Raw genomic sequence first — 20,821 nt, forward strand, 5'->3', positions numbered from 1 at the left:
AATTACTGGCCAACCTTGAAGCTATAGGCGCCTTCGCTTTTGTGGGTATCGACCGACACCGCGTGCCATTCGACTTTGTAAGCACCCGCTGCCAACGGTGCGGCCGGGGTGACGATCAGGGTTTTCTTGTCGCTGCCTTCGGTGGCCAGGCTTTTCACTGCGACGGGGGCGCCGTCCTTGCCGATCGTGACCTTGGAAAAGGTCGCTTCAACGCCTTCGGAAAACACCAGGCGCAGTTCCGACGGCGCGCTCACCGTGCTGTTGGCGGCCGGGGTCTGGCTTTTCAGATGGGCGTGGGCAAACACCGATGAAGCGGCGAACAGCGAGCCGAGCAGGGCGACGGTGGTCAGGGTTTTCTTGAGCAGCATCGTGGAATACCTCTGAGGCGGGTTCGAAAAGGTGGTCAGTTTACCTGCGAGACGCTGGGTGTACGAAGTTTCGTTTTCCCTTGTCGCCGCGAGGTAGAGCGGATGCTAGTCTTGATCAACGCTGTTGTCAGGGAGCCCTCATGGGCAATCACAAGATCGAGATTCGTCGCAGTAACGTCGAGAAAATTCTGTTGGGGGCCGAAAAGGTTTTCGCCGAAAAAGGTTTCGGCGGTACCGCCATGGCCGACATCGCCGCCGAAGTGCAACTGCCGCGCTCCAACCTGCATTACTACTTCAGCACCAAGAGTGAGCTGTACAGCGCGGTGCTGTTGGGTTTGCTGGAAGTGTGGAAACAGGACGCTCTGTGCTTCGAGATGTTCGACGACCCGCGCGTGGTGCTCAGCAGCTACATCCGCGCCAAGATGAACCACTCCCGCAGCCGGCCTTACGGCTCCAAAGTCTGGGCCAACGAAATCATCCACGGCGCGCCAACGCTGGGTGAGAAACTGGACGTCAGTCTGTACGACTGGGCCAAGATGAAAGAAGCGAAAATTCGCCAGTGGGTGGACGACAAACGCATCCTGCCGGTGGAACCTTCGAGCCTGCTGTACATGATCTGGGCGTCGACCCAGCACTACGCCGACTTTGATCATCAGGTGAATATTCTGAATGACCACCAGCCGCTGTCGGACATGCAGTTTGAGCGGGCGGTGCAGACGGTGACGAGTGTGATCTTGCGCGGGATCGGCTTGGAGCCGTGAATCAAAAGATCGCAGCCTCGTTTCACTCTGTAGGAGCTGTCGAGTGAAACGAGGCTGCGATCTCTTGATCTTCAACGATCAAACGGTAACGTGATACGGATTCCTTGGATCATGATTCCAATCCAGAAACGGCTTCCCGTTCTCTATCGCCACCATCTCAATACAATCCTGCACCGGGCACGTGATCTGGCACAGATTGCACCCCACGCACTCATCATCAATCACTTCATATTTATGCGTCCCGTCTGCCTGCTTCAGGCTGGCAATCGCCTGGTGCGAAGTGTCTTCGCAAGCAATGTGGCAGCGACCGCAACCAATGCACGCTTCCTGGTCAATCTTCGCAATCACCTGATAGTTGATGTCCAGGTACTTCCAGTCCGTGGTGTTGCCCACCGCACGCCCGGAAAACTCTGACACGCTGGCGTAGCCCTGACTGTCCATCCAGCGTGACAACCCGTCTTTCATTTCCTCGACAATCCGGAAGCCATGCAGCATCGCCGCCGTGCACACCTGCACCGAGCCGCTGCCCAACGCGATGAACTCCGCGGCGTCGCGCCAGCTGCTAATGCCGCCAATGCCGGAGATCGGCAGGCCTTGCGTCTGCGGGTCGCGGGCGATTTCGGCGACCATGTTCAGCGCAATCGGCTTCACCGCCGAACCGCAATAACCGCCGTGGGTGCTTTGGCTGCCGACGGCGGGATTGGCGACCATGCGCTCCAGGTTGACGCTGGTGATCGAGTTGATTGTGTTGATCAGCGACACCGCATCCGCACCACCCCGATGAGCTGCGCGGGCGGCGACGCGAATGTCGGTGATGTTCGGCGTGAGCTTGACGATCACCGGCAGCGAGCAGTACGTCTTGCACCAGCGGGTGACCTGCTCGACGTACTCCGGCACCTGGCCGACCGCCGCGCCCATACCGCGCTCCGGCATCCCGTGCGGGCAACCGAAGTTCAGCTCGATGCCGTCGGCACCGGTGGCTTCCACCAGCGGCAAGATGAATTTCCAGGATTCTTCAACGCAGGGCACCATCAGCGACACAATCAGCGCGCGGTCCGGCCAGTCCTTTTTGACCTGAGTGATTTCCCGCAGGTTGATCTCCAGCGAGCGATCAGTGATCAGCTCGATGTTGTTGAAACCCACCACTTCGCGGTTGGCACCGAAGTGCGCCGAGTAACGCGACGACACGTTGACCGCCGCCGGGTCTTCACCCAGGGTTTTCCAGACCACGCCACCCCAACCGGCCTCGAAAGCACGGACCACGTTGTAGGCCTTGTCGGTGGGTGGCGCGGAGGCCAGCCAGAACGGATTGGGGGCTTTGATGCCGGCGAAGACAATCGAGAGATCGGCCATTTACGCAGCCTCCACGTTGATCATGAGTTGGGCGTTGATGGCCTCGGCGGCCCGTTTACCGTGCTGCACGGCCTGTACGGTGAGGTCCTGATCGAGACTGGTGCAGTCGCCGCCGGCGTACACGCCGGGGATGCTGGTGCGCAGGTTTTCGTCCACTTGAATCCGCTCGCCCTGACGCTTGAGTTCACGGGCCAGCGGATCGGCGAGGGCGCTGGCGTCGAAGGCCTGGCCGATGGCTTTGAAGATCGCATCAGCGGCCAGTTCGAAGGTTTCGCCGGTGGTTTGCAGGCGACCGTCTACCAAATGAGTGCGGGCGAAGCGCATGCCGCGCACCTGGCCCAGGTCGTCGAGCAACACTTCTTCAGGTTGTGCCCAGGTCAGCAGCCGCACCTGATTGGCTTTGGCGATGTCCTGTTCGTGACCCGTGGCGCCCATTTCCTCGACACCGCGGCGGTACACCAGATTCACGTCGCGAGCCCCAAGGCGAGCCATTTGCACGGCCATGTCGATGGCGGTGTTGCCGGCGCCCAGCACGATGCAATGATCAGCCAGCGGCAGCTGAGTGAGGTCGTCGGCCTGACGCAATTCGCGGATGTAATCGGTGGCAGCGAGCAGGCCGGGTGCGTCTTCGTGGGCCAGACCCAGTTGTTTACTGGCGTTCAAGCCGAGGCCCAAGAACACCGCATCGAATTGCTGATGCAGTTCGCTTAAGGTCAGGTTCTCGCCGAGTTTTTGCCCATGGCGGATTTCGATGCCGCCAATGTCCATTAGGAATTCAAGCTCCTTCTGCGCGTAATCGTCCACCAGTTTGTACTTGGCGATCCCGTATTCGTTGAGGCCACCAGCCTTTTCCCGTGCCTCGAAAATCACCACGTCATGACCGTGCATGGCACTGCGGTGAGCGCAGGACAAACCGGCCGGACCGGCGCCAACCACGGCGATGCGCTTGCCGGTTGACGCAGCACGCGTGAAGGGGTGTTCGCTGAAGTGTGCGTTGTCGACGGCGTAACGCTGCAACAGGCCGATCAGCACCGGTGCGCATTCATGGTCGTTGTTGCGCACGCAGGCTTGCTGGCAAAGAACTTCCGTCGGGCACACCCGGGCGCAACTGCCGCCGAGGATGTTCGCCGAGAGGATTTTTTGCGCGGCGCCCTGAACGTTTTCCTGATGGATATTGCGGATGAACGACGGAATGTCGATCTCGCTCGGACAGGCATTCACGCACGGCGCGTCGTAGCAGTACAGGCAACGTGAGGCTTCCAGGTGGGCCTGACGGTCGTTGAGCGGTGGCGCCAGATCGGTGAAATGACCAGCGAGGGCGGCCGCATTCTCATAGGGATGCGGGAGGTGGTTCAGGGTCTTGATCACGGTGTTGGCCTCACGGTTATTGAGGTATTGCCTCTGATGGGCATTGGTTTTTTCGCATCATTCTGTGGCGAGGGAGCTTGCTCCCGCTGGGGGCGAAGCCGCCCCACATCCTGCCAACTCGGTTGTCCTGCCCCCCGAGTCGACTGGCTTTTGGCCTGCTGCGCAGTCCAGCGGGAGCAAGCTCCCTCGCCACAGAGGGCAGATCAGCGTTTCACAGCCGTCGGCCTGTTCATCTCAGCCCGCTTACTCAGCAAATCAAACACCGCCGGATACGCCGGCCGTTCGACATACCGCCCGGCGCCACGTTCGGCCCGCAAATCACCATCGGCCCACACCACCCGGCCCTGGCTGACGGTGTGGCTCGGAACACCGCGCACGGTCTTGCCTTCAAAGATGTTGAAGTCGACCTGCTGATGGTGAGTCTTCGCCGAAATCGTTCGTGTACCTTCCGGATCCCACAGCACCAGATCCGCATCCGCACCGACGCGAATCGCCCCTTTACGCGGGTAGAGGTTGAAGATTTTCGCGGTGTTGGTGGAGGTGAGCGCCACGAAGTGCTGCATCGACAAACGCCCGGTGTTCACCCCTTCATCCCAGAGCACCGCCATGCGGTCTTCGATACCGGCCGTGCCATTGGGGATTTTGCTGAAATCGTCACGGCCAGCCGCTTTTTGTTCGGCGCAGAAGCAGCAATGGTCGGTGGCGGTGGTGTGCAGGTTGCCCGATTGCAGACCGTGCCAAAGCGCCTCTTGATGGCCGCGCGGACGGAAGGGCGGGCTCATCACGTAACCGGCAGCGGTCTGCCAGTCCGGGTGTTGATAGACGCTGTCGTCCAGCAGCAAATGCCCGGCCAGGACTTCGCCGTAGACTTGTTGGCCCTTGCTGCGGGCGTAGGTGATTTCGTCGAGGGCTTCCTTGGTCGAGACGTGCACCAGATACAGCGGCGTGCCCAGGGTTTCGGCGATGCGGATCGCCCGACTGGCCGCTTCACCTTCCACCTGCGAAGGGCGCGACAACGGATGCGCTTCCGGGCCGGTCATGCCTTGAGCCATCAACTTGCGTTGCAGGTGATAGACCAGTTCGCCGTTCTCCGCATGCACGGTTGGCACTGCGCCCAGTTCCAGGCAACGCTCAAAACTTGCTACCAGGGTGTCGTCGGCGGCCATGATCGCGTTCTTGTAGGCCATGAAGTGCTTGAAGCTATTGACCCCGTGCTGGCTGACCAGCTCGGCCATTTCCTCGCGGACCTGTTCGCTCCACCAGGTGATCGCGACATGGAAACCGTAATCCGACGCCGACTTCTCGGCCCAGCCGCGCCACTGATGAAAGGCTTCCATCAAGGATTGCTGCGGATTGGGAATCACAAAGTCGATGATCGACGTCGTGCCACCGGCGAGTCCCGCCGCGGTACCGCTGAAGAAGTCTTCACTGGCCACCGTGCCCATGAAGGGCAGTTGCATGTGCGTGTGCGGATCGATGCCGCCGGGCATCAGGTATTGGCCGCTGCCGTCGAGCACTTCGGCATCCGCCGGAACATCAAGGTTTTCGCCGATGGCTTTGATCACGCCGTCGGCGCAATAGACGTCGGCGCGATAACTTTCATCATGGGTAACAACGGTGGCGCCACGGATCAACAGAGACATTCCGAGTTCCTCGCAGGCAATGACCGACTGGTGCCGGTTCTAAAATGTTTTATATGAAGCTGACGCAAACAGGTGTATTCCTGTCAGCGCTGTCAGGAATGAACGCTAGTCTGAGTTTGAGGATTGAGCAAGAATATTTTTTATAAGCTTATATCTGTTTTAACTTATTGATAAATAACGATTAAGTTCGGCAATCACCAAAATGGTGAGGCCTCTCACCATTTTGACGCACTTGACAGGTTCTAAAAATAGACGAGATTTCTTATGTGAAATCAGCCGCTTGAGGATGGTCTATGGTTGATGCGCAACGTTGAAAAAAAGTGGAATGCACCAGATTGAGTCCTGACTGTTCGGACAACTTGCCAGGCATTCGACCTGAGTGAACAAGCAAGTAACCGGTGACTCATCGGCTATATAAATAAAACTGATAAACATCAGTTGGTTACAAAGTTTTTGTGGAACTGCCCGATGCGCAAACGGGGTGCCCGGCACGTTTATTGATGCCGCCAGCCCCCTGATGAGCAAAAAATAATTCAAAGAACAGTGGAGCGGCCATGCAACAGATCAGATCGCAAGTGACCGAGCGCGACGGCTTGTTTGAGCTCGAAGCCGGCAGTGACGTCCTCGACAGCCCCCGTTACAACCACGATATGGCACCGACCAAGGTGCGCGAACGAACCTGGAACAAATGGCACATCACCGCATTGTGGGTCGGCATGGCGATCTGCGTGCCGACCTACACCCTCGGCGGCGTGCTCACCGCGTATTTCGGCCTGAGCGTCGGCGAAGCGCTGCTGGCGATTCTGTTCGCCAACATCATCGTACTGATCCCTCTGACCCTGAACGCCTTTCCCGGCACCAAGTACGGCATTCCGTTTCCGGTGTTGCTGCGTTCGTCCTTCGGTATCCTCGGTTCGAACATTCCGTGCCTGATCCGGGCGCTGGTGGCGTGTGGCTGGTTCGGCATTCAGACGATGTTCGGCGGACTGGCCATTCACCTGTTTCTCGGCTCGGTGTTCGAAGGGTGGAAATCCCTCGGCGGTACCGGTGAAGTGATCGGCTTCATGGTGTTCTGGGCCTTGAATCTATGGGTGGTTATTCGCGGGGCGGACTCGATCAAATGGCTCGAAACCCTCTCGGCGCCGTTGTTGGTGCTGGTGGGTGTGGGCCTGTTGGTATGGGCGATGCCGAACGTGTCGATGACCGAGTTGCTGGCGATCCCGGCCAAACGTCCGGAAGGGGCCAGCGTGGTCAGTTACTTTGCCGCCGGGCTGACCGCCATGGTTGGGTTCTGGGCCACGTTGTCGCTGAACATTCCGGATTTCAGCCGCTATGCGAAAAGCCAGAAGGATCAGATTGTCGGGCAGATTATCGGCTTGCCCCTGACCATGTTTCTGTTCGCCTCCCTCGGCGTGGTGATGACGGCCGCCTCGGTCAAACTGGTGGGCGTCACCGTCTCCGATCCGGTCACCCTGATCGGTCATATCCAGAGCCCGGTCTGGGTCGCACTGGCCATGGCGCTGATCATCATCGCCACGCTATCTACCAACACGGCGGCCAATATCGTTTCGCCGACCAACGACTTCCAGAACGTCGCCCCCAAATTCATCAACCGCACCAAAGCGGTGATGCTCACCGGTCTGGTCGGCTTGGCGCTGATGGCCCATGAGCTGTTGAAGAAGCTCGGTTTGATCGTCTCGGATTTGAGTCTGGAGACGGTGTATTCCAACTGGTTGCTGGGCTATTCGAGCCTGTTGGGCCCGATCGCCGGGATCATGGTGGTGGATTATTTCCTGATCAAGAAACAGCAACTGGACCTGGCGGGTCTTTACCGTGACGACGTTTACCCGGCGTGGAACTGGCTCGGGTTTATCGCGTTCGGTGTGCCGGTGATGCTGACGCTGCTGTCACTCGGTAGCGATGCATTCAGCTGGTTCTACAGTTATGGCTGGTTTACCGGCTCGGCGCTTGGCGGGCTGATTTATTACGGGTTGTGCTCGATGCGACCCAGCCCGTCTGTTGCGAAATCTGCGGTGTGACTGAGGGCCCCTTCGCGAGCAGGCTCGCTCCCACATTGGGAATGCATTTCAAATGTGGGAGCGAGCCTCCTCGCGAAGACGGCCGCCAAGACACCCAAGAAATGCCTGAAGAAATCCATAAGAACTGCCTGAGGAGATCATCATGAACGCTGCCGTAGACGTTCTGCAGTCCACCCATCAGCACATCAACCGCGACCGCTTGTGGCAGTCGCTCATGGACCTGGCCAAGCTCGGCGCCACGGTCAAGGGCGGCGTCTGTCGCCTGGCCCTGACCGACCTCGACCGCCAGGCCCGGGACATTTTCGTCAACTGGTGCGAGGAGGCCGGTTGCACCGTCAGCATCGACGCCGTCGGCAACATCTTCGCCCGCCGCCCCGGCCGCAACCCGAACCTGCCACCGGTGATGACCGGCAGCCACATCGACACCCAACCCACCGGCGGCAAGTTCGACGGCTGCTTCGGCGTACTGGCCGGCGTCGAAGTGCTGCGCACCCTCAATGATCTGGGCGTGGAAACCGAAGCGCCGCTGGAAGTGGTGGTCTGGACCAACGAGGAAGGCTCACGCTTCGCTCCGTGCATGATGGGCTCCGGCGTATTCGCAGAAAAATTCACCCTCGAAGAAACCCTGGCCAAGGTCGATGCCGAGGGCGTCACCGTCGGCGAAGCGTTGAACGCCATCGGCTACGCCGGCCCACGCGAGGTCAGCGGCCATGCGGTCGGCGCCTATTTCGAGGCCCATATCGAACAAGGACCGATCCTCGAAGACGAACGCAAAACCATCGGCGTGGTGATGGGCGCCCTCGGCCAGAAATGGTTCGACCTGAAACTGCGCGGCGTCGAAGCCCACGCCGGCCCGACGCCGATGCACCTGCGCAAGGATGCCCTGGTCGGCGCTTCGGTGATCGTCGGTGCGGTCAACCGCGCCGCCCTCGGTCATCAACCGCACGCCTGCGGCACCGTCGGCTGCCTGCAAGCCTATCCCGGCTCACGCAACGTCATCCCCGGCGAAGTGCGCATGACCCTGGACTTCCGTCATCTGGAACCGGCGCGCCTGGACTCGATGATCGCCGAAGTCCGTGAAGTCATCGAAACCACCTGCGAGGAACACGGCCTGACCTTTGAACTGACACCCACTGCGGATTTCCCGCCGCTGTACTTCGACAAAGGTTGCGTCGAAGCGGTACGCGGCGCCGCCCAAGGGCTGGGCCTGTCGCACATGGACATCGTCAGCGGAGCAGGGCACGACGCAATCTTCCTTGCCGAACTCGGCCCGGCGGGAATGATCTTCGTACCGTGCGAAGGCGGCATCAGCCACAACGAAATCGAAAACGCCGCGCCGGATGATCTGGCGGCCGGGTGTGCGGTGTTGTTGCGGGCAATGCTGGCGGCGTCGGCGGCGATTGCCAGCGGTGAATTGGCGGCCTGAGGATCAAAAGATCGTCCGAACGTGGCCCGAGCCTTCGGACGATCTTTTTTGATCTAATGGCATGCCTCACTTTTCAAGGATTGTTTTGGTCAGTTCTCCTGACAATTCGGGCCGCAATTATCGAAAAATTTTGTTGCTATTGACCGTTCCTACACGGGAAATGCGAGGCTACATCACCTTGCGTCATTGCCTACAACTACGCCAGAATCCGCCGGCTTGTGCGCCTCGTGCCTGGTCTTTATCGTCTCCGGGTCGCTGAATGTTCAGTGACCGGGTTTAGCGACTCGACTATGTAGGCGCACAAACGCTCCAAGCTGCATTGCATGCTTTTTATGTCTGCAATCTGCGTTATGGCGGCTGTGCGCGGGAGACCCTCGGGTCTGCCGGGTGCCTACAACCGGTTCGCTAACCTGCGTTCAGCCGCCACCCTTACTTGTTTAGCGACAGGTCATGGTGGCTCCACTTATGTAGGAGATTCACCATGTTCAAAGCCACACCCAATCCCCCGGAAACCGACAACGTTTCCCCTTACGATTCCCTCGATCCCAAAAAACTCCACGAAGCCGCCGACCGTGCCCTCGATCATTACCTCAATCCGGGTGCCCACATCAAAGCCACCCCGCGCACACCCGGCAAGATGTTCATCGTCAACCCGGAGCTCGATACCGAAACCTTGCTGGCCCACGCTTGCGAGTCGCTGGCCTCGGCCAATGTCATGACCATGGACCTGGCGGATCATATGGAGGGGCCGAGTCGTAATTCCCTGTTGGGTATTGCGCAGATCATCATGCTGGGCGAGCTGGCAGTGAATCGGGCGCTGGACAATATTGACCCGCAGAACGCAGTGGACTAACCGGTTGAGTGTGTCAGTGCTTCAACACAAGAAACGGCCTGTGGGCCGTTTTTTGTTGGCTGGTGAAAAGTTTCGGTCAGGCGCAGCTTTGGTGGCGAGGGAGCTCGCTCCCGCTCGGCTGCGAAGCAGTCGTAAGTCGGCTGACGGGGTATGCCTGATGGGGCCGGGATAGAGGGCCGCTTCGCACCCCAGCGGGAGCAAGCTCCCTCGCCACAGGGATCGCGTTCGCAATGCTGGGCGGGTGAGTCGTGTGCACTATCCCACCCCCTCGCGGTCGTAATCTTCACAGGGCGGCGCGTGAATGCGCCGCCGCACGCGTGGAGATCCAATGAGCCGGGACGTCCTGACCACCGAAACCAATCGCCGTCAGTTGCAGCAGATCATCGCCGGCCTGTCCGATGGGGTGATTCTGCTGGAGCTCGACCAGACCCTCCTCTGGGCCAATGACGCCGCGTTGGCCATGCACGGCGTCGGGAAACTCAGCGAGCTGGGGGCGAATGCCAAGGAGTACGCCAAGCGTTTCGCCTTGCGTTATCGCAATAATCATCCGGTTCAGGCCAATAATTATCCGATCAGCCGCGTCGCCCGAGGCGAGACCTTCAGCGATGTGTTGGTTGAGGTGACGCCTGCGGATGACGAAGAGCGCACCTGGGTCCACAGCGTGCGCAGCATGGTACTGGCTGACAGCGCTGGCGAGCCGGAGTCGTTGGTGTTGATCATGAACGATGTCACGGAGTGGGCCAGCGCCGAACAGCGTTTCGAAAAAACCTTCAACGCCAACCCGGCCCCGGCGGTGATCTGTCGCCTCAGTGATTTGCGCTACATCAAAGTCAACCCGGGCTTCCTGGAGATGACCGGCTATGCCCGTGATCAGGTGATCGGCCGTTCGACCTATGAACTGGACGTGCTGGAGGGGGCTGAAAACAAAGTCCTGGCCAAGCAGCGTTTGCGCGAAGGGGCGACCATTCCGCAAATGCAGGCGCAGCTGCAGTTACCCGAAGGTGGCAGCAAACAGGTGATCGTCGCTGGCCAGCCCCTTGAGTTGAACGACGAAGCCTGCATGCTGTTTTCCTTCGTCGACATCGAGCCTCGGCATAAGGCCGAAGTCGCCCTGCGTCAGAGCGAGGAACGTTTCGCCAAGGCTTTTCGACTGACCCCGGTGCCGATCCTGGTGTGCAACGCCATTGATCAGGTGGTGATGGACGTCAATGAAGCCTTCCTCGATACGCTCGCGTATCCCAGTGAAGAAGTGCTCGGCAAGACCATCGCAGAGATCGACTTCATCCATGACAAGGGCGCACGTACACGGCTGTTCGCAACCCTGGAGAAAACCGGAAGCCTGGATCGCATCGATGTCAGCCTCCGTAAGAAAGACACCGGGCTGATCGATTGCGCGGTCTCGGCCGATACCGTGAACATTCAAGACAGTCCCTGCTACCTGCTGGTGTTGATGGACATCACCGAACGTAAACGCACGGAGCTGGAATTGGTGTCGGCGATCGAAGAGGTGATGAAAGACGCCTCCTGGTTCAGCCGCACGCTCATCGAGAAGCTCGCTAACGTGAAAAACGTCAACTCGCCGCAGTTGCCTAGCGTGTCTTTCACCGACCTGACCGCCCGCGAGCGCGATGTGCTCGGCCTGATCTGCGAAGGCCTGGCCGACAAGGAAATCGCCGCGCGGCTCAAACTTGCGCCGAACACGGTGCGCAACCATGTGTCGACGGTGTATTCCAAGCTCGATGTTCACAGCCGTAGTGAGGCGATTGTCTGGGCTCGCGAGCGCGGTTTGTTCTCCAGTGAGTGGCGGCCCAAGGCCCAGCGTTAGGTGCAAATGCACTACTCGAGGGGGTGCAAATTCATGTTCTGGCCGGGTGCGGCAGTTCTTAGGCTGTAAGGGTGCGATACAGGTCTTCGGGTATCGCGTCCCTTTCAAAACAGCGACAGGAACCGCGGGATGATTTATGTGGCGCAATTGCGTATGCAACTGGAGCGGAGTTTCTCGCCGTTGGCCTGTGACTGCAGTGTCACGGGTGAGCATTCACTGACGGTGAAGCTCTATCATCCGGTGTCGGGGCAGGTGGATCTGGTGGTCAGTGGGTTGAGCGTGGCCAACCTTCGAACGCCGGAGGCGGTGGCAGCGTTGATCGAAGAGCTGCGTTATGAACTTGAGAGCAACACGTTGCGTTGCCCCGAGACGTCCTAGGAACTGTCGGGTTTTGCCAGCGGTCGTATAAAGAATACGAGAGTATTTTTTCTGTGACCGGTCCGCGGGTTCGCGGTGAGAGTGTTGGGTCGCGGAAATATGTCGATCACTTACCGCGGGTCAACCTATGAAAAGTCTTGGGAAACGCATTTTTACAACACTGTCGTTCGCACTCTGGATAGCGCTTCTGGGTGGTTGTGCGAGCCCTCCACCGCCACCTCCCGCCGCGCCGCCTCCACCCCCTGTGCGCACCTGCCAGACCACTGAAAACACCGATGTGCAAGGCGATATGAGGGCTGAGGGGCAGGTGACCCGGGAAACCACGCTCACTCGTTGCGTCACTCAGTAGGCGTCCATCTGCTCACGTTGAACCGCCAGCGGCACTGTGCTGCTGGCGGGTATCCGCGCGTTTCGCTCAGACTTCCTCGATCCTGACCCAACGCGACTCCCGCGCTGCCAACCGAATCGCCGTCGCCAGGCGCTCGACTTCCCACGCCTGCTCGAAATCCGTTCCGCCCTGAGATAAGCCAGCCAACGCCATCACCAGATCATGCACTTCCAGCGTCTTGAGTTCGTTGTAACCCAACTGATGCCCTGCCGCTGGACTGAATGCCGCATAACCCGGCAGGTTCGGGCCCGCCAGCAAACGCTGGAAACCATCCTGACCCGCACGGAACAGTCGCAGTTCATTCAGGCGTTCCTGATCGAACGTCAGAGTCCCTCGGGTACCGCTGATTTCAAAACTCAGGTGATTCTTGTAGCCGTGCTTGAGCCAGCTGCTGCTGAACGTGCCCCGGGCGCCGTTGGAAAACCTCAGCAGAGCATGGACCTGATCGTCGACGGCGATACTGCGTTGCTCCGGACTGCCAGCCGTGGCGGGACGTTGCAGGTGTACGGTCTGGGTGTCGGCGCTCACTGCCTCGACATCGCCCACCAGATAACGGGCCATGGCCAACAAATGACTGCCCAGATCGGCCAGTGCACCACCGGCATGATCGGCATCGCAACGCCAGGACCAGGGTGACGCGGGATCGGCCATGAAGTCTTCGCTGAATTCACCCTGGAAACTGATGATCTGGCCCAAGTCGCCGTTTTCAATGAGCTGCCGGGCGAGCCCGATCATCGGGTTGTGCTGATAGTTGTAACCCACCCGCGTCACCACGCCTGCCGCTTTGGCCGCCAGCCGCATGGCGTCGGCCTGTTCCAGATTCACCGCCAACGGCTTTTCGCAATACACCGGTTTTCCGGCGGCGAGGGCGGCCATGGCCATGGGGTAATGCAGATGATTGGGCGTGGTAATGGCGATCAGATTGACCTGGGGGTCATCGATCAGTTGTTGCCAGTCGCTATGAGCGGAGTTGAAACCCCAGGCATCGGCGCAGTGGCGGGCACGCTGCGGATCGGCGTCGGCCAGGGCGGCGAGTTTGAGCTTGAGGGGCAGTTCGAAAACCGCACTGACGTTGCGAAACGCCAAGGCATGGGCGCGGCCCATGAAACCTGTGCCGATGAGTCCGATACCGAGTTCGCGCATAGCCGGGGTCCTTTTGGGATTTTGTTTTCAGGAGGGCTATTAATGGAATAAAAATTCGTAATTCGCAACAGAATGGAATAAATATTCCTTTGTTGTGCAATGTCAGGAAGCACGGGGCTACACAGCCTTGCACCATTGCCTACAACTACACCGGAATCCGCCGGCTTGTGCGTCTCGCTATCGACCTCTATCGTTTCCGGGTGCGCAGATCAACGACAAATCGCGGGCTTTGATGACGGGACATACACCTCAGACTATATTGGCCACTAATTAATCAAATTTGAGCTATGCAACGAAGCTCGAATAGAGGTGGCTATGTCGAAGGATCTCGAAAAAACAACCTGTGTTTTCGTTGATGGTGATCGTCACGAAGCTAAGGCTGTGCGTGATTCTGTCGGATTCCAACATGGCGGCATCATCCGACTGGCGAATGGAAAAATCGTTAGCGGTCGTGCCAGTACTGTCAAAACCAATTCCGAGAAGGCATACGGATTTATCGCAGCTGCGGTTGCAAAAAGTGGATCAGGAGTGAGGATCAATATGGATGGCGACGGACACAAAACAGCGGCTGAGAGTGGCTGGATCATGGTCGGTTCTAACGGCACCAAGCTATCAGCCGCCACATACGCTTCGATGCGTATCGATGAATACGCTACAGAAATGCTCAAGGATCCGAACAAGGTTCGAGCGTTTTTCGAACGTGTGAATGGGGAAGCCAAGGCTCGCTGATGTATTGCATTTCTCCTTCTTTTGTTCTTGGTTTCCATGGGTGCGAACGAGAAATTGGCGAGCGCGTACTGGCTGGCGAAGCAACGCTACTTGATAGTACTAATGACTATGATTGGCTTGGTCGCGGCGCCTATTTTTGGGAAAACAACCCGCAACGCGCGCTGAGCTTTGCGACTAATGCGCAAAAGCGGAGCTCTATCAAAAATCCATTTGTGATTGGCGCAGTGATTGACTTGGGCCGTTGCCTGGATTTCACAACCGAGAGTGCGTTGCGTGAAATTCGTCAGACCTACCTCTGGCTTGAAGCCGCCTCTGTAGCAGCTGCCGAGCCCGCGAGGCTGCGTTCGGCTGTGAAGCAGTCGTAAAATCAGTCATTGCGGTACGTCAGGCATACCGCGTCAGCCGGACTCACGACTGCTACGCAGCCGAACGCAGCCTCGCGGGCTCGGCAGCTGCTACAGATCGCGTTACGGCTTAACTGACTGGCATTAGTCCCTAAGGCTGCCTTTTGTTCATCCGGTAAATCGGATCAGGACAAGAACCCCCCATCCACATTCAACGAAATCCCAGTCGTATAGCTCGACGCATCACTCGCCAGATACAACACCGCTCCCGCCATCTCACTCGGATCCGCCACACGCTTGAGCGGAATCTGTTGCAACGCGGTGTTCAAAATAGCCTCGTTTTTCACCAGCGCCGAAGCAAATTTGGTGTCGGTCAAGCCCGGCAGCAGGGCGTTGCAGCGGATGCCGAACTGCGCGCATTCCTTGGCGAACACTTTGGTCATGTTGATGACCGCCGCTTTGGTCACAGAGTAGATGCCCTGGAAGATCCCCGGCGAGATGCCGTTGATGGAGGCGACGTTGATGATGCTGCCGCCGCCGTTTTCGCGCATCAGCTTGCCGGCTTCCACCGACATGAAGAAGTAGCCGCGGATGTTCACGTCGACGGTTTTCTGGAAGGCGCTGAGGTCGGTGTCCAGTACGTTGCAGAACTGCGGGTTGGTCGCCGCGTTGTTGACCAGGATGTCCAGGCGCCCGAACTGTTCGCGGATGCCGGCGAAGACCTGGCTGATCTGTTCCATTTCACCGATGTGGCAAGCAACGGCAGTGGCTTTGCCGCCGGCGGCGATGATCGCATCGGCCACGTGCTGGCAGCCGTCGAGTTTGCGGCTCGAGACGATGACGTGGGCGCCTTGCTGGGCCAGCAGTTTGGCGATGGCTTCACCGATACCACGGCTGGCGCCAGACACGAATGCGATTTTGCCGTCGAGGTCGAACAACTGAGTCTTGGACATGGTTTTTCCTTGTTATTGGGGCCAGTGGCGTGATCAGAGGCTGGATTTCGAGATGACTTGCAGACTCATCTGCTCCAGCAGTTTGTTCATGTGAATGAACTGCGCGAAGCGTTTGTCCTGGGTCTGACCATGGAAGAAGCGGTAGTAGATCTGCTGCACGATGCCGGCCAGGCGGAACAGGCCGTAGGTGTAGTAGAAGTCGAAGTTGTCGATCTGAATGCCTGAGCGTTCGGCGTAGTAATCAACAAACTCGCGGCGGGTCAGCATGCCCGGGGCGTGGCTCGGTTGGCGGCGCATCAATTGCACCGGTGCCGGGTCGTCGGCTTCGATCCAGTAGGCGAGGGTGTTGCCCAGGTCCATCAGCGGGTCGCCGAGGGTGGTCAGTTCCCAGTCGAGCACGCCGATGATCTGCATCGGGTTGTTCGGGTCGAGGATCACGTTGTCGAAGCGGTAGTCGTTGTGAACGATGCTGGAGGTCGGGTGATCGGCCGGCATCTTGTCGTTGAGCCAGGCTTTGACCGCTTCCCACTTCGGCGCGTCTGGGGTCAGGGCTTTCTCGTAGCGATCGCTCCAGCCTTTTATTTGCCGCGCGACATAACCTTCGGGCTTGCCTAGATCGCCCAGGCCATAGGCGTTGTAGTCGACCCGGTGCAGCTCAACGAATTTGTCGATGAAGCTCTTGCACAGCGCTTCGGTTTTCGCCGAATCCAGACCCAGTTCCGGCGGCAGTTCGGAGCGCAGGATGATCCCCTTGACCCGCTCCATCACATAGAACTCGGCGCCGATCACCGATTCGTCAGTGCAGTGCACGTAGGCTTTCGGACAGTACGGAAAACCATCACGAAGCTGATTGAGGATGCGAAATTCGCGGCCCATGTCGTGGGCGGACTTGGCCTTGTGGCCGAACGGCGGGCGACGCAGGACGAATTCCTGTTCGGGGTATTCCAGCAGGTACGTCAGGTTCGATGCACCGCCGGGAAACTGGCTGATCGCAGGCACGCCGCTCAAGCCCGGAATATGAGCCTTGAGGTACGGATCGATCAGGCTGGCATCAAGTTCTTCGCCGGAGCGGATACGGGTGGACTGATCAGTAAGCGCCATGCTTATCCCTTCTGCTTATTTTGGAGGCCAGACATCATTGGCTAATCTAATGGTGAGACGGGCGTGCCACAAGCGCGGCTCGGTCTTATAGGTTAGCGTGTTGCTGGATAATCAGCGTTCCTGATGTGCGAAAGCGGGCAGGGCGGGCTATGGTTCAGGGGATGCAGCGCTTCCAGGAAGGAGCTTTGAAATGGGCTGTCCGCAAGTCTGTGCCACCGCAACCCTGCAATGCAGCTTCGGCGCGGCGCCGGCCGTGCTCAACGTGCTGCCGGTGAATCGCACGCTGACGGGAGGCATGCCGGCGGCCAACATCATGGATCACATCCCGTTGGTAAACGTCATGCCTTTCGGCATGTGCATGAGTATGGCTAACCCGATGGTCGCGGCGGCCACTGCCGCAGCGCTTGGCGTGCTGACACCGATGCCGTGCATCCCGGCTACCGCCTCCCCGTGGCTTCCCGGTGCGCCAACGGTTTTGTTGGGCAACATGCCGGCCCTGGATGCCAACAGCATCCTGATGTGCAACTGGGCGGGGGTGATCAAAATCGCCATGCCGGGGCAGATGCAGATGCTGATTCCCTGACTTGAAGAACACCGCAACCGTTGTAGCAGCTGGCGAAGCCTGCGTTCGGCTGCGCAGCAGTCGTGAATTCAGGCACCTTGGAGTGTCAGGTCAACCGTGCATGTAGGGATTGCGACTGCTGCGCAGCCGAACGCAGGCTTCGCCAGCTGCTACTGGATATGCATCGTTAGTCACACCTGAACCGGATCCGTCCAGCGCCTGAACCACCAACGCACTCTCGACATTGGCTTGCCCTCGGCATCCAGCGGTCGCCCATCACTGGCAAACCCCTGTTCCGGCTCCACCAACTGCCCATTGAGATAACGCGCATCAACCGCCGGTTTGCCGTTGGGATGAAAGCGCTGATAACGCCCCTCGCGCACACCGTCGCGGTAGAGCTCGGCCTCGGCCAGTTGTCCGTCAGGGAAGTAATTACTTGCCTCCCCATGCAGCAAGCCCCGGCGGTAGCTGGCCTTGCGCTGCAGCCAACCCTCGGGCGCATAAAAACTGGCGACCCCCTGCAGTTTGTCCCGCACATAGGGCAATTGCGCCGACACCTTGCCGTTGGGGTGATACAGCAAACTCGTGCCTTGCAGTTCGCCCTGGCTGTAATTCAGATCCGCCTGTGGCCGGCCGGCTTCCTTGATATGCAGCGGACCTTCCAGTTGGTCATCGATCAGGCGGCCGTCCATGTGACTGTCACCACGGTCCAGATCCACTTTGCTGGATGACATCGTCGTAACCCTCCTCAGTTGACCTTCACCAAGCCGCCCTTGATCGTCAGCATGCCGCCACCGTCCACAGTCTGCTCGGCACCGCCCTTGTTCATCAGACTAACCCCCGCATCGTTGGTCAGCGTGGTGCCGGCCTTATTGGTCAGTGAAGTCCCGGCCGTATTACTCAAAGATGTTCCAGCCTTTTGGCTGACCGAAGTACTGGCCTCGGCCGCCAGGTCCGCGCCGCTCTTGATCGAAAAGCTGCCGCCGCTTTGCAGGGTCAGGGTGCCGGTCACCTTGATCGTCAGGTTGCCGTCCACGGTCAGGCTGTAATCGCCGGTGACCTTGTGTTCGTAATTACCGCCGGTGCTGTGAGTCTGGTCGGCACCGACCGTCACCGTGCGGCTGTCCTTCACGTCGAGGCTGTCGCTGCCGGTCTGGATCGTCACGCTGCGCTTGCCTTTCTCCAGGGTCACGGTCTCGTCGCCTTCTTTCACCGTGCGGGTGCGGGCGTTCTGCACCGTCAGGGTTTCGTCGTGGCCGACGGTGGCGGTGGTGTCGTTGAGTACGTTGATCTTGAAATCTTTCTGCGCCTGGAGAAACACCTCTTCGGCGTCCTTCTTGTCCTCGAAGCGCAACTCGTTGAAACCACCGCCACCCTTGGACGATTGGGTCTTGATCCCGGACTGGGTCTGGTTCGCCGGCAACGCATAGGGCAGGGCGTTGTCACCGTTGTAGACGCAACCGGTCACCAGTGGCCGGTCCGGATCGCCATCGATAAAGGTCACGATCACTTCCTGGCCGATGCGCGGGACGAACTGCATGCCGAAACCCTTGCCGCTCCAGGGCAGCACCACCCGGACCCAGCAGGAACTGGTTTCATCGTTCTTGCCATCGCGGTCCCAAGGGAACTGCAACTTTATGCGGCCGTATTCGTCGGTCCAGATTTCTTCGCCGGACTTGCCGACGACGATAGCGGTCTGGGTGTGCATTCGCGGTTTTGGTGTGGTTCGCTGCGGCCGGAACGGTGCGGCTTTGGGGATCGCTTCGAAGCGATTTTGGTAGCTGTCGTGGCTGGCTTCGTGAGTGACCGCTGTCACCACCCAATCAATATTCAGCGTCGCGTCATCGTGGCCGGCGAGGGTGAACCAATGGCCGGGCACCAGCCAGCGACAGTCACTCTCACCAACAAAACGCTTCTCCTGACTGCGCAGGCTGTCCACTCGCTGCTTGGTCAACGCATCACCCCGAGCCTTGGCGTTGTAGCTCCCGGGATGCTCGTACATCGACCGCGGCCCGGCCACCGCTTCGGCCTGGCTGTAGAGCGAAGTGGTCGGGGTGGTGAACTCGTAATCCGTCGCCCGATAAACCCCGGCCACCGCTTGCAGGCACACCTGACCCGTGCGAATGCCATGCAGTTCGCGCTCACCGATTTGCTGGCCGACGTAATTCACCTCCGGTCCATTGGGGATCGGCGCAAATGCATCGTTACTGTCTCCCAGCACCAGCGTGTGCTTGCCGTCTTCATGGGTGTAAAACCAGAAAATCCCGTCTTCTTCCAGAAGGCGCGAAACGAACGCGAAGTCGGTTTCTCCGTACTGCACGCAGTACTCGCGCGGGGTGTAACTGCCGGTGAGTTTCAGCAGGAAATCGGTGAAACCGTGAGCTTTGAAAATTGTGGTGACGATGTCCGATGTGCTGAGGTTCTGGAATACGCGGTTGTTGCTGGCCAGGGTCAGCCACCAGAGCCATGGCCTTAGAACCAGTTGATAACGTTCGGCGGTGGCGTCAGCGGGGAGTTGGCGGATTTCGGCGACCAGCGAATCGAAGGGGCGGAGCAGGGCGTCGTTGTGCAGTGTGGTGGTGACGTGGGTGGCCACGGCGGTGGTCAATGTGAGCGAGGTGCCGTCATTGAGGCCGTTGAGGGTTTGCGACCCGAGTGAATTGAGGGATTCCTCACCGGACAGCGACTCAGGGTAAAGCGCCGACAGCGATGAGGCAGTGAGGGAAAGGCTTGTATTGCTGTCGGTGGTGCGGGGCATTGAGCAACCTCAAGCAGTGATCAATGAATGTGTGGCGACATGGAAATACATCCTCCCCTAGCCCCTTTCCCTTTTCTCCTGTGACTTAGACGTAGGGATTGTTTCGTATAACCTTGTCCCTGGCCGTTTCCGCAATTTTGTTGGTTGAAGTCTGTCCCGCAACTTCTGCGTCAATCCCGACTGAGTCGGTCAGAACACCGCCAAAGGTTCCGCCCGGTGCGCGACCATTGAGCCAACCGAGGTTTGCGCTAGCGGTATTGGCCCATAGCACCGCATCCTGCAAAGTGTCATGCCAAGACACGATGGTATCGTTACGCATCGTCGCCTCATCATGTGTGGCCACTTTGAAATAGAGGGTGCGTCCCCCTGCATAGGCCCCGAGCAGTGCGGTAAGCATGTTACCGGTATCGGCAAGATTGCAGCAGACATAGCAACGGTAGGCTGCTGCGACTGGCATGTTGTTGCTGAAAAAATGTACCCAATATGCAGTGCTTCCCGCCGCAAGCCATGCAGTTACGGTTCCCCAGTTGGGGGCCTGAGCACGGGTGTTTTGATTTTGCGCAGTAACAATTCTTGGGTCGACATTAATCGCGCCGGTTACTGCCGCGGCGTAGCCAGCCACGGCAGCCTTCAATCCGACGGTATAGGCCGCGTGGTCATAGGCATCAACAACAGGGTTAGCCGTGAATCGCGCGGCAGTAGTGTTAACTGCCGTATTAAAGCGATGGGATACATCCAGATCGTCGAATGACATTGTTCACCTCCGTCTTTCTTCGTTAAGGCCGTCTTGCCAGGTTGAAAGGGGACATCTCTATTTTTCGCTACTCTC

At 58.9% G+C, this 20,821-nt stretch carries 19 protein-coding genes; 9 read left to right on the forward strand and 10 right to left on the reverse strand.

The genetic code is table 11. The features are described 5' to 3' along the window. Positions 1 to 2 precede the first annotated feature (2 nt). Complete coding sequence (copC, locus tag ACYZTW_RS14145) at positions 3 to 368, reverse strand: copper homeostasis periplasmic binding protein CopC (RefSeq protein WP_462005389.1); 366 nt, start codon at positions 366 to 368, stop codon at positions 3 to 5. A 140-nt stretch (positions 369 to 508) separates the two neighbouring features. On the opposite strand from copC, the gene ACYZTW_RS14150 reads away from it, so the two are divergent. Continuing rightward, positions 509 to 1,129 carry a TetR/AcrR family transcriptional regulator gene (locus ACYZTW_RS14150; protein WP_008149783.1) on the forward strand — a complete coding sequence of 207 codons (621 nt, stop codon included), beginning with the start codon at positions 509 to 511 and terminating at the stop codon, positions 1,127 to 1,129. 78 nt (positions 1,130 to 1,207) lie between these two features. On the opposite strand, the gene preA is transcribed toward ACYZTW_RS14150, so the two are convergent. From preA to hydA, 3 genes are all read right to left on the reverse strand, one after another. Next, the gene (gene preA / locus ACYZTW_RS14155; RefSeq protein WP_462005390.1) at positions 1,208 to 2,482 is read right to left on the reverse strand and encodes an NAD-dependent dihydropyrimidine dehydrogenase subunit PreA; all 1,275 of its coding nucleotides are present in this window, start codon (positions 2,480 to 2,482) and stop codon (positions 1,208 to 1,210) included. Beyond that, positions 2,483 to 3,850 (reverse strand): NAD(P)-dependent oxidoreductase, encoded by a 1,368-nt coding sequence (locus ACYZTW_RS14160; protein ID WP_462005391.1) that lies wholly within the window; start codon positions 3,848 to 3,850, stop codon positions 2,483 to 2,485. It abuts the gene before it with no gap. A gap of 203 nt (positions 3,851 to 4,053) precedes the next feature. Continuing rightward, positions 4,054 to 5,493, reverse strand: coding sequence for a dihydropyrimidinase (gene hydA, locus ACYZTW_RS14165; RefSeq protein ID WP_462005392.1), 1,440 nt, complete (start codon positions 5,491 to 5,493; stop codon positions 4,054 to 4,056). A 554-nt stretch (positions 5,494 to 6,047) separates the two neighbouring features. Between hydA and ACYZTW_RS14170 the strand changes: the two genes are divergently transcribed. From ACYZTW_RS14170 to ACYZTW_RS14190, 5 genes are all read left to right on the forward strand, one after another. Beyond that, complete coding sequence (locus tag ACYZTW_RS14170; RefSeq protein WP_462005393.1) at positions 6,048 to 7,532, forward strand: NCS1 family nucleobase:cation symporter-1; 1,485 nt, start codon at positions 6,048 to 6,050, stop codon at positions 7,530 to 7,532. Between the two features lie 142 nt (positions 7,533 to 7,674). Continuing rightward, positions 7,675 to 8,958: a Zn-dependent hydrolase gene (locus ACYZTW_RS14175; protein WP_462005394.1), complete on the forward strand. Its 1,284-nt coding sequence runs from the start codon at positions 7,675 to 7,677 to the stop codon at positions 8,956 to 8,958. Positions 8,959 to 9,439: 481 nt separating this feature from the next. Further along, on the forward strand, positions 9,440 to 9,811 hold the full coding sequence (locus tag ACYZTW_RS14180) for a DUF6124 family protein (protein ID WP_462005395.1): 372 nt from the start codon (positions 9,440 to 9,442) through the stop codon (positions 9,809 to 9,811). Between the two features lie 328 nt (positions 9,812 to 10,139). Beyond that, positions 10,140 to 11,636, forward strand: coding sequence for a helix-turn-helix transcriptional regulator (locus ACYZTW_RS14185; protein ID WP_462005396.1), 1,497 nt, complete (start codon positions 10,140 to 10,142; stop codon positions 11,634 to 11,636). Between the two features lie 129 nt (positions 11,637 to 11,765). Then, positions 11,766 to 12,014, forward strand: a complete 249-nt coding sequence (locus ACYZTW_RS14190; RefSeq protein ID WP_462005397.1) for a DUF1652 domain-containing protein — start codon at positions 11,766 to 11,768, stop codon at positions 12,012 to 12,014. A 415-nt stretch (positions 12,015 to 12,429) separates the two neighbouring features. Here the strand turns inward: ACYZTW_RS14190 and ACYZTW_RS14195 are convergent, their stop codons facing one another. Next, entirely contained in the window at positions 12,430 to 13,545 is a 1,116-nt protein-coding gene (locus tag ACYZTW_RS14195; RefSeq protein WP_462005398.1) for a Gfo/Idh/MocA family protein, read from the reverse strand. Positions 13,546 to 13,860: 315 nt separating this feature from the next. Here ACYZTW_RS14195 and ACYZTW_RS14200 point away from each other — a divergent pair, with 315 nt between their 5' ends. Continuing rightward, positions 13,861 to 14,274 (forward strand): hypothetical protein, encoded by a 414-nt coding sequence (locus ACYZTW_RS14200; protein ID WP_462005399.1) that lies wholly within the window; start codon positions 13,861 to 13,863, stop codon positions 14,272 to 14,274. Continuing rightward, entirely contained in the window at positions 14,274 to 14,639 is a 366-nt protein-coding gene (locus ACYZTW_RS14205) for a hypothetical protein (RefSeq protein WP_462005400.1), read from the forward strand. The genes ACYZTW_RS14200 and ACYZTW_RS14205 overlap by 1 nt, the downstream gene beginning before the upstream one ends. Before the next feature lie 164 nt (positions 14,640 to 14,803). On the opposite strand, the gene ACYZTW_RS14210 is transcribed toward ACYZTW_RS14205, so the two are convergent. Together ACYZTW_RS14210 and ACYZTW_RS14215 are read right to left on the reverse strand one after the other, a co-directional pair. Continuing rightward, on the reverse strand, positions 14,804 to 15,571 hold the full coding sequence (locus ACYZTW_RS14210; RefSeq protein ID WP_462005401.1) for an SDR family oxidoreductase: 768 nt from the start codon (positions 15,569 to 15,571) through the stop codon (positions 14,804 to 14,806). Between the two features lie 33 nt (positions 15,572 to 15,604). Then, positions 15,605 to 16,672, reverse strand: a complete 1,068-nt coding sequence (locus ACYZTW_RS14215; RefSeq protein ID WP_462005402.1) for a phosphotransferase family protein — start codon at positions 16,670 to 16,672, stop codon at positions 15,605 to 15,607. 190 nt (positions 16,673 to 16,862) lie between these two features. On the opposite strand from ACYZTW_RS14215, the gene ACYZTW_RS14220 reads away from it, so the two are divergent. Then, positions 16,863 to 17,255, forward strand: a complete 393-nt coding sequence (locus ACYZTW_RS14220) for a DUF4280 domain-containing protein (protein ID WP_462005403.1) — start codon at positions 16,863 to 16,865, stop codon at positions 17,253 to 17,255. Between the two features lie 170 nt (positions 17,256 to 17,425). Here the strand turns inward: ACYZTW_RS14220 and ACYZTW_RS14225 are convergent, their stop codons facing one another. The 3 genes from ACYZTW_RS14225 to ACYZTW_RS14235 form a co-directional block, all read right to left on the reverse strand. Further along, positions 17,426 to 17,968, reverse strand: coding sequence for a toxin-antitoxin system YwqK family antitoxin (locus ACYZTW_RS14225; RefSeq protein WP_462005404.1), 543 nt, complete (start codon positions 17,966 to 17,968; stop codon positions 17,426 to 17,428). Between the two features lie 14 nt (positions 17,969 to 17,982). Further along, positions 17,983 to 19,992, reverse strand: coding sequence for a type VI secretion system Vgr family protein (locus ACYZTW_RS14230; protein WP_462005405.1), 2,010 nt, complete (start codon positions 19,990 to 19,992; stop codon positions 17,983 to 17,985). An 85-nt stretch (positions 19,993 to 20,077) separates the two neighbouring features. Further along, the gene (locus ACYZTW_RS14235) at positions 20,078 to 20,746 is read right to left on the reverse strand and encodes a hypothetical protein (protein ID WP_462005406.1); all 669 of its coding nucleotides are present in this window, start codon (positions 20,744 to 20,746) and stop codon (positions 20,078 to 20,080) included. Between the last annotated feature and the right edge of the window lie 75 nt (positions 20,747 to 20,821).

Source organism: Pseudomonas sp. LB3P25 (assembly GCF_054897985.1).